This is a genomic window from Clostridium nigeriense (assembly GCF_050585245.1).
GTDB lineage: Bacteria > Bacillota > Clostridia > Clostridiales > Clostridiaceae > Clostridium > Clostridium nigeriense_A.
This window is the reverse complement of record NZ_JBNOOF010000021.1, coordinates 1-10689: the sequence shown is the minus strand read 5'-3', so window position 1 is coordinate 10689 and position 10689 is coordinate 1. Positions and strand designations below refer to the sequence as shown.

General features: G+C 27.4%; 11 protein-coding genes and 1 tRNA gene. 9 read left to right on the top strand and 3 right to left on the bottom strand.

What is annotated here, in order from left to right; translation table 11 throughout:
* Nucleotides 1-384 precede the first annotated feature (384 nt).
* The 3 genes from ACQPUY_RS17320 to ACQPUY_RS17310 all read left to right on the top strand — a co-directional run bounded on the left by ACQPUY_RS17320 (nucleotide 385) and on the right by ACQPUY_RS17310 (nucleotide 1597).
* On the top strand, nucleotides 385-534 hold the full coding sequence (locus tag ACQPUY_RS17320) for a hypothetical protein (protein WP_430843245.1): 150 nt from the start codon (nucleotides 385-387) through the stop codon (nucleotides 532-534).
* A 139-nt stretch (nucleotides 535-673) separates the two neighbouring features.
* The gene (locus tag ACQPUY_RS17315) at nucleotides 674-1117 is read left to right on the top strand and encodes a hypothetical protein (protein WP_430843243.1); all 444 of its coding nucleotides are present in this window, start codon (nucleotides 674-676) and stop codon (nucleotides 1115-1117) included.
* Nucleotides 1118-1144: 27 nt separating this feature from the next.
* A complete protein-coding gene (locus tag ACQPUY_RS17310) occupies nucleotides 1145-1597 on the top strand; it encodes a VanZ family protein (protein WP_430843241.1) in 453 nt (150 codons plus the stop codon).
* 10 nt (nucleotides 1598-1607) lie between these two features.
* On the opposite strand, the gene cls is transcribed toward ACQPUY_RS17310, so the two are convergent.
* Nucleotides 1608-3047: a cardiolipin synthase gene (gene cls / locus ACQPUY_RS17305; protein WP_430843247.1), complete on the bottom strand. Its 1440-nt coding sequence runs from the start codon at nucleotides 3045-3047 to the stop codon at nucleotides 1608-1610.
* Between the two features lie 496 nt (nucleotides 3048-3543).
* Here cls and fusA point away from each other — a divergent pair, with 496 nt between their 5' ends.
* The 4 genes from fusA to ACQPUY_RS17285 all read left to right on the top strand — a co-directional run bounded on the left by fusA (nucleotide 3544) and on the right by ACQPUY_RS17285 (nucleotide 8487).
* Nucleotides 3544-5619, top strand: a complete 2076-nt coding sequence (gene fusA, locus ACQPUY_RS17300) for an elongation factor G (RefSeq protein ID WP_430843239.1) — start codon at nucleotides 3544-3546, stop codon at nucleotides 5617-5619.
* Between the two features lie 90 nt (nucleotides 5620-5709).
* Entirely contained in the window at nucleotides 5710-5946 is a 237-nt protein-coding gene (locus tag ACQPUY_RS17295; RefSeq protein WP_430843237.1) for a hypothetical protein, read from the top strand.
* Nucleotides 5947-6084: 138 nt separating this feature from the next.
* Nucleotides 6085-7323 carry a competence/damage-inducible protein A gene (locus tag ACQPUY_RS17290; RefSeq protein WP_430843235.1) on the top strand — a complete coding sequence of 413 codons (1239 nt, stop codon included), beginning with the start codon at nucleotides 6085-6087 and terminating at the stop codon, nucleotides 7321-7323.
* 234 nt (nucleotides 7324-7557) lie between these two features.
* A complete protein-coding gene (locus ACQPUY_RS17285; RefSeq protein WP_430843233.1) occupies nucleotides 7558-8487 on the top strand; it encodes a lysostaphin resistance A-like protein in 930 nt (309 codons plus the stop codon).
* Nucleotides 8488-8521: 34 nt separating this feature from the next.
* Here the strand turns inward: ACQPUY_RS17285 and ACQPUY_RS17280 are convergent, their stop codons facing one another.
* The gene (locus ACQPUY_RS17280; protein ID WP_430843231.1) at nucleotides 8522-8956 is read right to left on the bottom strand and encodes a hypothetical protein; all 435 of its coding nucleotides are present in this window, start codon (nucleotides 8954-8956) and stop codon (nucleotides 8522-8524) included.
* A 127-nt stretch (nucleotides 8957-9083) separates the two neighbouring features.
* Here ACQPUY_RS17280 and ACQPUY_RS17275 point away from each other — a divergent pair.
* Both ACQPUY_RS17275 and ACQPUY_RS17270 read left to right on the top strand, forming a co-directional pair.
* Nucleotides 9084-9159: transfer RNA gene (locus ACQPUY_RS17275), tRNA-Phe, on the top strand.
* A gap of 247 nt (nucleotides 9160-9406) precedes the next feature.
* Nucleotides 9407-9601, top strand: coding sequence for a hypothetical protein (locus ACQPUY_RS17270; RefSeq protein ID WP_430843229.1), 195 nt, complete (start codon nucleotides 9407-9409; stop codon nucleotides 9599-9601).
* A gap of 23 nt (nucleotides 9602-9624) precedes the next feature.
* On the opposite strand, the gene ACQPUY_RS17265 is transcribed toward ACQPUY_RS17270, so the two are convergent.
* Entirely contained in the window at nucleotides 9625-10302 is a 678-nt protein-coding gene (locus tag ACQPUY_RS17265) for a uracil-DNA glycosylase (protein WP_430843227.1), read from the bottom strand.
* Nucleotides 10303-10689 lie beyond the last annotated feature (387 nt).

The window sequence follows — 10689 nt, the reverse complement described above, 5'->3', positions numbered from 1 at the left end:
GCTCAGTTGGGAGAGCACTTGCCTTGCACGCAAGGGGTCAAGGGTTCGAATCCCTTTACCTCCACCAAGAAGTTATGGTAACATAACTTCTTTTTTTACTTTTTAGAAAATTATAAAGATATTACCTTGTGAATAACCTTATAATAAATTAGAAAAGTAATATGAGTATAGTATAGCTTCATATATAATCGAAAATTAGTAAATTATTAATAAGGATGGTAATATAATGTAGTAAACAACTAAATATGTCGAAAAAATTTAAAAAATTTCTAAATTTTTAATTAGGAATAAAATATAAAATAATATATAATTAATATATAAATAAGTTGTTTAATATAAAATGTAAAAGTTTTAAGGTCTTATCCTTAGATGGGGAGTGTTGGTATGGGCAAAAAGGATGAGTTAGAGGAAAAACTAATAAATTTAAAACTAGAAAAAAGGGAATTAGTATTAGCAGGTAAAAATACAAATAGGATAGACGAGCTTATAAAAGAAGTAGAAGATGAAATAAAAGAAATGGATGTTAATATTTAATAGGCCTAAAGTATAAGTTTAGGTCTATTTTACTTTCCTCTCTATCAGTAGAATAAATTATTCTAAGAATAATTTATTCTACTATAGCATATTAATTGTAAAGGAATAGTATCTTTCTAATTAAAGAGGGGGAGTAAAAATGATAAGAACTTTTGTATGTGAAAAAGACGGTTGTAGTGGTAACAGATTCTATTTAGAAAGTGGAGAAGATAATTTAAATTTAATTTGCGCTCAATGTGAATCTAGATATAATATAGATGTAAGTAATAATGATTATATAATCTTACCAAATTGCTCTAGTTGCAATAATGATACATTCAAAGTTTATAGAGATTTAGATAAAAATAATGTTTATTTAAAGTGTTCAAATTGTGGAGAAATACCAGAAAAACTTTATGTAGATTCTGATGGTGTTCAGGTATCTTATGAGGCAAAACTACTTAATGACATAAAGCAAATAATGAATTTAGTGGAGCAAAGAATATACAATTTAGAAGTAAATGTTAAAGATTTAGAAAGAAGTCAAAATATTTTAGAGCAATCACTTGCTTATATAAATAGATATTTAGTTGAAAAAGACTAATATTTTAATAAACATAGGGAGAGGGTTATGAAGAAAAACAAAAAGATAATATCGTGGATTATTTTAATTGCATGGATGTCGTTAATTTTTATAATGTCTCATCAGCCAGGAGAAATTTCTAGTGGACAAAGTGAGTTAGTAATAAAAATATTTAGCTTAATTGGAATAGAATTAAACGATTATTTTGGAGAGCTTGCAACTTTAGTAGTTAGAAAAACAGCTCATTTTTCTGAGTATATGATACTATTTTTATTAGCGTATAATGTAACTAGATATTATGTTAATAATAATAGGGCAAGGATTCTTTTAATAGCTTTTGTATTCTTATATGCTTGCTCAGATGAATTGCACCAATATTTTATTCCTGGAAGAGTAATGGCTTTTAAAGATGTGTTAATAGACACATCAGGAGGTGTATTAGGCTATATTATTGCTACATTAATAGAAAAAGTTAAAGTTAGAAGATTAAAGACCAGCTAAATACTGGTCTTTATAATATTGAAGACAAAAGTCTGGAAATCCCATCTATAAGCTTAGTTAATATAGATCTATTTTCATATTCTTTATAATTAAAATTTCTGCAATTTTTAAGTAAGTTTTTAAATATATTATCAAGTTCTCTGGTTATATCTTCATTATAGATAACACTATTAATTTCATAGTTTAATTCAAAACTTCTAATATCCATATTAGCAGTACCAATTGTGCATATTTTTTCATCAACTGTTAATAATTTTGAGTGTATGAAGGCATCTTTATTATACATATAGATATTTGCCCCGGATTTTTTTAACTCTGATAAATAGGTTTGAGAAGCTCTATTTACTGTAAAATGATCCGCTTTTTCAGGAAAAATTAATGAAATTTTTATTCCACTTAAAGCAGCAATTTTTAATGAATCCATCAGACCTTCTGAAGGAATAAAGTAGGGCGTGATTATATTTATAGATTTTTTAGCACTACTAATAATTTTAATTAAAGCTTGCATAATACTAGGAAATTCTGAATCAGGGCCACTTCTAATTATCTGCATAGGTATATTTCCATTAAAACTATGATTCTTAAAGTAGTTTTCTACATTGCTCAAAACAGATATTTGTTCATTATTATATTTTTTTATACTAGAGAAGTCATCCAGGAATACTGATTGTAGGCCAAGTACACAGTCACCTTCAATCATTATGTGACAATCCTTCCAATCACCAAGTTTACCTAATCCTAAATATTCATCACCAATATTAATTCCACCTAAAAAAGCAACTTTACCATCTATAATAACGATTTTTCTATGATTTCTATAATTAATTTGTGTGTTTATAAATCTTAAGAGAGGAGCTAATACATAAGAATAAAAAACAACATCTACTCCAGCCTTTTTTAAGTCTTTAATGTATTTATGATTGAGTTTTATAGAGCCAACCTTATCTATTATAAATCTTACTTTGACTCCTTCTTTAGCTTTTTGTATTAATATATCCTTTATTTCATTTCCAATTTTATCATTTTTAACTATATAATATTCAAGGTGTATATGATCACTTGCTTCTTGAAGTTTTTCTTTCATTCTTTCAAATTTTTCTACACCACCATCTAGTATGGTAATTTCATTATTAAGAAATAATGGCGAATATGAATTAGAAGCTAATAAAGTAATAAGCGACTTATATTCTGTTAATATTTCATTTTCTTTCAGTAGATTGAAAGTGGTTAAATTAATTGCCCTCTCTTTTGATTTTTTATCAAGAGTATTAACCTTCCAGTTTCTTCCTAAAAATATGAATAGTATTAAACCGATAGGAGGTAGAATAATTAAAATTAACATCCAAGACAAAGTTTTTTCGGGTCTTTTTTTACCAAATAGGATAATTATAAAAATAATAAATAAGTTGATTATAAATGAAATAAGGACAATAATTTTAAATGCAAGTATTTAAATAACCTCCTTGTATGAATAATATATTTACAGATTTTCAAAAAAAACAAAAAGATAACATATGTATAGTTTAATAATAAGTATAACCTATATTAGATATTTTTAAGCTATTTATTAATTTTTATAATAGTATAAACTTATTGTACATGCGTTTTATTGATTAAAAAAATTTGAAGTGTCTAAAATTAAGATATTAAAAGGATATTGAGTTTGGGGTACTTATTTATATTACAAATGAATAAAATAATATTAATATCATGTGAATAACAAATTAAATATCTGAAAAAGTGGAGTTTATTTAGGTTATTCTATAATTAACATAAATTTAGACTAGAGATTACTTAAGATAATTTTTTATAAACACAGAGATTTTAAATTTATATACTGAAGAGTTTAAAAGGCATTACAATAAATGCATTGATTCAAAAACTAATCAGATTTTAAATGAAAGGTAGGTGGAATCATAATATTTATTAAAGTATTATGAGTTAGTATGAAAAGTTATACGATAAAAAACTTAAGGAATATTGGTCTAATAGGACATGGTGGATCAGGTAAGACATCTTTAATCGAGGCCTTATTATTTCATACTGGGAATACAGATAGGCTAGGTAGAGTTGAAGAAGGAACAACAGTATCAGATTTTGATCCGGAAGAAAAAAAGAGAGGAATATCTTTGTCTACTTCTATAACACCAATAGAGTTTAATGATACTAAGATTAATTTAGTAGATATACCAGGATATTTTGATTTTTCAGGAGAGCTTATACAGGGTATGAGAGCAGTAGATGTAGCTACAATAGTCGTATCTTCAGTATCAGGTGTAAAAGTTGGAACAGAAAAAGCTTGGGACTATTGTGATAAAATTAAGTTGCCAAGAACCTTTTTTATAAATAAATTAGATAGAGAGAATGCAAGCTATGATAAAACATTAGCTCAGTTAAAAGAAACATTTGGAATTAGTATTGTGCCTGTTCAATATCCAATTGGGATAGAGAATGACTTTAAAGGTGTAATTAATGTAATATCTAAGAAAGCTAGAGTACATGATAGTAAAACTGATGAGATAAAAGAAGTAGATGTACCAGAAGATTTATTAGAAAAGATAGATGAATGTAAGAAAATGATAATGGAAGCTGTTGCCGAGACTGATGAAGAATTATTAGATAAATATTTTAGTGAAGGTGAATTAAGTGATCAAGAAATATATGATGGGCTGATTCAGGGCTGTGCAAGTGGAGATATTGCACCTGTGATGTGCGGTAGTGCATTAAAGGTAATAGGAATGAGATGTTTTCTTGAAGACGTAGTAGAGTGTTTTCCATCACCTAAATATTCAATTCCACAAAAGGCCATTAATGTTAAAAGTAATGAAGAGGTTTTCATACAGCTTGATGAGGATAAACCATTTTCAGCTTTAGTATTTAAAACTATTGCTGACCCTTTCGTAGGAAAGATTTCATTATTTAGAGTTATTACAGGCAAATTATCTAATGAAATATCGGTAGTCAATAGTAATAAAGATAAGACAGAAAAATTAGCTAATATATTCTTTATGAGAGGAAAGAGTCAAATTATTACTAGGGAAGTAGTAGCAGGAGATATAGCTGCAGTTGCAAAATTACAATATACTGAAACTGGAGATACTTTATGTGATATTAATAATAAGGTAATTTATGATAAGATGAATTTCCCTAAACCGAATATTTCAATGGCTGTATTACCAAAAGCCAAGGGAGATGAAGATAAAATATCAGCATCTCTTCAAAAGTTATTAGAAGAGGATCCTACCTTTACATTAAGAAGAGATACTGAAAATGCAGAAACTATAATCTCAGGAGTTGGAGAAATTCACTTGGAAGTTATTGCAAGTAAATTGAAAAATAAATTTGGAGCTGAAGTTATTTTAAGAACTCCAAAGGTGCCATATAGAGAAACAATAAAAGGAGTGGCTGATGTTCAAGGAAAGCACAAAAAGCAATCAGGTGGGCATGGACAATATGGAGATGTAAAGATTAAATTTGAGCCAAGAAGTGATGGAGAAAGCGATTTAGAATTTGTGGATAATGTTGTAGGTGGAGTTGTTCCAAGAAACTTTATACCTGCAGTTGAAAAGGGATTAAGAGAATGTATGGATAAGGGAGTTTTAGCTGGATATCCAGTGGTTGGTTTAAGAGCAACTTTACATGATGGTTCATACCATCCAGTAGACTCATCAGAAATGGCATTTAAATTGGCAACTTCCATTGCATATAAAAAAGGATTGGAGCAAGCAAAACCAATATTATTAGAACCCATAATGAAAGTTGAAATATTTGTTCCTGATGAATATATGGGAGATATTATAGGAGATATCAATAAGAGGCGTGGTAGAGTATTAGGTATGGAGCAAAATGGGAGATTACAAAAAGTAAGTGTAGAGGTTCCTTTATCGGAAATGTTTAAATATACTACAGATTTAAGATCTATGACTCAAGCAAGAGGAAATTTTACAAGTGAATTTGAAAGATATGAAGAGGTTTCAGAATCAGAGACTAAAAAAATAATTGAAGATATTGGGAAAAAATAACTACAAATAAGGCGTATAAATAGTATTTTCTGAGAAAAAATAATATATATTGAATTTTGATTACAGAAGAATAAGCTTAGGAGGAATACTATGCCAGATTATAGGATGGATATAAATGGAGAATTGGGACTTGATGAGTATAGCAACATATTTGATTATATGAGTGTTGTAGATATTAAGGATAATTTTACAATAACATTAGGAAATGATGAGAAGGAAAATATAAATATTATAACTTCTATGCTTAAAGATAGTAAGTTTTCAATAGTTAATGAGGGTATTGATGTTAATGGAAAATACTATATAAATGCAAGTAAAAAAGAGTAATAATGGCATTAATTAAATTTAAAGTGGGACCATATAATAGAAATTTACTATTTATATAGGTCTCATTTTAATTAATTACTTGCCTTTTATTAATTTATGGTAAAATATTAAATATAATCTATATTTAGGAGGGAAAATATGAAAGCAGAATTAATATCAATTGGAACAGAATTATTGTTAGGAGATATTGTAAATACTAATGCACAGTTTTTAGCTAAAGAACTTGCAAATTTAGGTATAGATGTATATCATCAATGTGTTATTGGAGATAATGAAGAAAGGGTATTAAAGGCCTTTAATGAAGCTTTTAATAGATGCGATATAATAATAACAACAGGAGGTTTAGGACCAACTCAAGATGATTTAACTAAGGAGCTTGGAGCTAAATATTTCAATAAAAAAATGATACTTCATGAGCCTTCATTAGATTGGATAAAAAATTACTTAGATATTAAAGATGAAGAGGTATTAGAGGCTAATAAGAATCAGGCATATTTTCCAGAGGGTGCAATAATATTGCCTAATGAAAAAGGAACTGCACCAGGTGCAATAATATCTGAAAATAATAAGACACTAATTATATTACCTGGGCCACCAAAAGAAATGAAATCAATGTTTACTAATCATGTGGTTAAATATCTTTCAGATATAACAGGAGAAGTTATTAAATCTAAAACTTTAAGGATATTTGGAATTGGTGAAAGTCTAATGGCTAAAAAAGTAAATGATATAATTCAAAATAGCATTAACCCTACTGTCGCACCATACGCTAAAGATTATGAAGTTACTTTAAGAGTTACAGCAAAAGAAAAAAGTGAAGAAAAGTGTGAGGATTTAATAAATCCAAAATGTGAAGAAATAAAATCTATTCTTGGAGAATATATATATGGAGAAGGAGAAACTTCATTAGACACTGTTGTAGCAGAACTTTTATGTAATAAAAAATTAAGTATATCAACTGCAGAGTCTTGTACTGGAGGAATGATAGCGGAAACCTTGATATCTTATCCAGGTATATCAGAGGTGTTTAAAGAAGGAGCAGTTACATATTCTAATGAATCTAAAATGAGAAGACTGGGAGTAAAGGAAGATACTTTAAGAATTTTTGGCGCTGTAAGTGAAGAAACTGCAAAGGAAATGGTAGAAGGTATAGCTAGGGAGGCTAAAACAGATATTGCTATATCAACTACAGGTATTGCAGGACCAGGTGGTGGGACTGAAGAAAAACCAGTTGGATTGGTGTATATTGGGATATATATAAAGGGGAATGTAATTGTAGAAAAGTTTAATTTTACAGGTGATAGAGAAGCTGTAAGAAGAAAAACTACTATGAATGCATTAAATATATTAAGAAAAGAATTAATAAGGAATTATTAAAATAAAAGTAAATAATCCCCTTATGTTAAAACACCTAGGGGATTATTTTCGTATATAAATAAAATGGGGGAGAGGCGATTAACTGTGGAAACTTTCTCGCTTCATTTATAATTATGTACATTAAGTAAGATTCCTATACATTATTTACAAGAAAATTGATATTATAGAAAAATAGACTACAATAGTAGTCTATAAGATTAAAATATATAAATATTTTGAGGAAAGGATTGAAATATGAAAAAAGTTTTTAAAGCAAATATATACTTCTTAATTATACTTCTTATAGAAGTACTTGGGCCTTATGCCTTGAGGCCTATTTATCTTACTATTGGGTTAAGTGATACAAGACTAATTTTATTGTTTAATCATCTAATATTATTTCTAATTCCAGCAATAATATACCTAATAGTAACAAAATCATCCTTTAAGGATACATTAAGACTAAATAAGTTACATTGGAAAGATACATTATTAATAATATTATTAGGGTTTATAGTTCAGCCAGTTATGACTTTCTTTTCATTAATAGCTACCTTTTTCTTTAACAATGAGGTTGGTTCCTTCATTTCTGAAATAACTTCTACACCATATATATTGTTATTAGGATTAGTAGCACTTTTACCATCTATAACAGAGGAAATTACTATAAGAGGAATAGTCCTTTCTGGATATAATAATAAAAACAAATATGTTGCAGCTTTAGTGACTGGATTGTTTTTTGGAATACTTCATTTAGATCCACAACAATTTCTATATGCTACAGTCTTAGGATTTATTTTTGCCTTAGTAGTTAGAATCACAAATAGCATATATGCATCCATGATAATACATTTTATTGTTAATGGTACCTCTGTAACTTTGGCTAAAATTTCGAAAATAATATCAGATAGCTTACCAATAGCAACAGAGGCAACAGAGTTAACACTAAGAAATATATCTTTTGGAGAAAAGATGTTACTTTTATTAGTTTATGGATTTATAGCTATAATATTTTCAATTTTTATATTTCTTATTATATATGCTCTAGAGAAATTAAATGAAAAAAGAAAAATAGGGGATGGAAAAATATTGAAAGAAGAGGAATATATAAAAGAGAAAGTGATAGATATACCATTCATATTAATTATAATAGTATATATAGTGATTATGGCAATTACAATGTAAAAAAAGTTAGGAGCTATAAGTTCTCCTAACTTTTTTAATTTACTTTAGATATAGAAGAGGACCTACTATAAAATATTGAAATATCCATAGAATTAACCCATCCCCTGCAATTTAAATTACTACTACTTGGAATATTGATATAAAACCATGTTTCATTATTTATCTCTGCACAATCTAAAATTCCAACCTCAGTACTATAATTGATTTCTTTTAAAATTTCTGAAGATAATAAGGGCGATAAATATAATCTAGAATTTGCTTTTAGGGTGCCTCCTTTATAACTAGGTATAATAAATTTTACAGATAAATTACTTATGCTTTTTTTGCTATTATCATATTTATTTCTTACTACAGAGTATTTATTTCTAGTAATGAGTAATTGCTTTCTTAATAACTCTATTTTTTTGTTATAATAAAAGTAAGTAAAGACTAAACATGAAATAAGTAAGATAAAAATTATATATTTCATAATACACTCCGAACAATGTTATAGTTTATTATATTTTATAAAAATAATAAAAATAACTTAGATTTGAAAATATATATAATAAATCGTTGACATATTGTTAAAAATTTATTACAATAAATATCGTCAAGGCTCGATAGCTCAGTCGGTAGAGCAGAGGACTGAAAATCCTCGTGTCCCTGGTTCGATTCCTGGTCGAGCCACCAGGTAAAGCTAACTAATTTAATTAGTTAGCTTTTTTTATTACAGAGAAAAAAACTACAAAATCCAATAAAAGATATAGAAAAACAAATAATAAGGTATAAAATAACCCTTTACAAGTTAATTTAAATTATTTATAATATTGTTATAAGGAATTAATCATACTTTAAGTTTTAGTTAAGAATTATTTAAGAAGTATGAATTAGAATATAAATATAAACAGGTTTAATTAATAAAAGGGGTGTATTGGAGTTGGAAAAGTTAATTTTATCAGATCAAGATTATGATTATTTGGCAAAGGGGATCGCTTTAGGAGCAGGAATAGGAATACTTCTAGGTATATTTGTAGAGGATATAATATTAGCATTTTCAGCATGTACTGTAATTGGGATAATTTCTTCACTTGGATATTCAGTTTATAAAAAGATAAAATATAGAAATATATAAAAAGGCACTTGTTTAGTGCCTTTTTATATATTCTCTATTTGCCAATTAATTGGCATCTTGTCAATAGATTTTAAAAAATTATTTGTTTTAGAGAATGGTTTACTACCAAAGAAACCTCTAAAAGCAGAAAGGGGACTTGGATGAGGGGATGTAATTATTAAATGTCTTTTATTTGTTATTAGTTTTTTCTTTGATATAGAAGGATTTCCCCAAAGTATAAAGACAATAGGGTCTTTTCTATCATTCAGTATTGATATTATTTTATCAGTAAATTGTTCCCATCCCATGTTTCTATGAGAATTTGCTTCATGAGCTCGCACAGTAAGAACTGTATTTAATAATAATACACCTTGTTTGGCCCAGCTTTCTAAGTAACCGTTGTTTGGGATGTAACAGCCTAAATCATCATGTAATTCTTTATAAATATTAACTAATGAAGGAGGAATTTTAATCCCTTTATTTACGGAGAAGGATAAACCGTGTGCTTGATTTGGTCCATGATAAGGATCTTGACCTAGAATAACAACTTTTACATCTTTATAAGATGTAAATTTTAGTGCATTAAAAATATTATTCATATGTGGATAAATAGTTTTGTTTTTATACTCAGAAATCAAGAACTTTCTAAGAGTTTGATAATACTCTTTCTCAAACTCATCCTGTAATAAATCTTGCCAGTCATTATCTAATATCTTTTTCATAAAATCACCTCAATATTATTTTTATTGTATTAACATAAAGTAGTTTTAACTAAATTTCTATATTTAATAATAGTATATTTATTATATTTAGGCAAAAACGGTACCTAGAATATCTTTATGAGAAATTTTATAAAAAATAAAGTAATAAGAAGGAAATATAATATAAATTGAATAAAAAAGATATTTATAGAAATAATAAGTATGAAAAGATGATAATATGTAAATCGTTCCTTGTGAAACGGGTTTTCTAGTCAACAAAAAAAGTTTTAAAAAATATGTTGACAAGAAAAATGATAAATGATAACATAAGGAAGTCGCTTGAGGGCGACGAAGAAAAATGGTCTTTGAAAATTGAACAGAATATAAGTTAAGTATAAAATAAACCAG

Bases quoted from the DNA above. Each gene is read 5' to 3' on its own strand.
- ACQPUY_RS17320 (WP_430843245.1), top strand. From the start codon at position 385: ATGGGCAAAAAGGATGAGTTAGAGGAAAAACTAATAAATTTAAAACTA.
- ACQPUY_RS17315 (WP_430843243.1), top strand. From the start codon at position 674: ATGATAAGAACTTTTGTATGTGAAAAAGACGGTTGTAGTGGTAACAGA.
- ACQPUY_RS17310 (WP_430843241.1), top strand. From the start codon at position 1,145: ATGAAGAAAAACAAAAAGATAATATCGTGGATTATTTTAATTGCATGG.
- fusA (WP_430843239.1), top strand. From the start codon at position 3,544: ATGAAAAGTTATACGATAAAAAACTTAAGGAATATTGGTCTAATAGGA.
- ACQPUY_RS17295 (WP_430843237.1), top strand. From the start codon at position 5,710: ATGCCAGATTATAGGATGGATATAAATGGAGAATTGGGACTTGATGAG.
- ACQPUY_RS17290 (WP_430843235.1), top strand. From the start codon at position 6,085: ATGAAAGCAGAATTAATATCAATTGGAACAGAATTATTGTTAGGAGAT.
- ACQPUY_RS17285 (WP_430843233.1), top strand. From the start codon at position 7,558: ATGAAAAAAGTTTTTAAAGCAAATATATACTTCTTAATTATACTTCTT.
- ACQPUY_RS17280 (WP_430843231.1), bottom strand. From the start codon at position 8,956: ATGAAATATATAATTTTTATCTTACTTATTTCATGTTTAGTCTTTACT.
- ACQPUY_RS17265 (WP_430843227.1), bottom strand. From the start codon at position 10,302: ATGAAAAAGATATTAGATAATGACTGGCAAGATTTATTACAGGATGAG.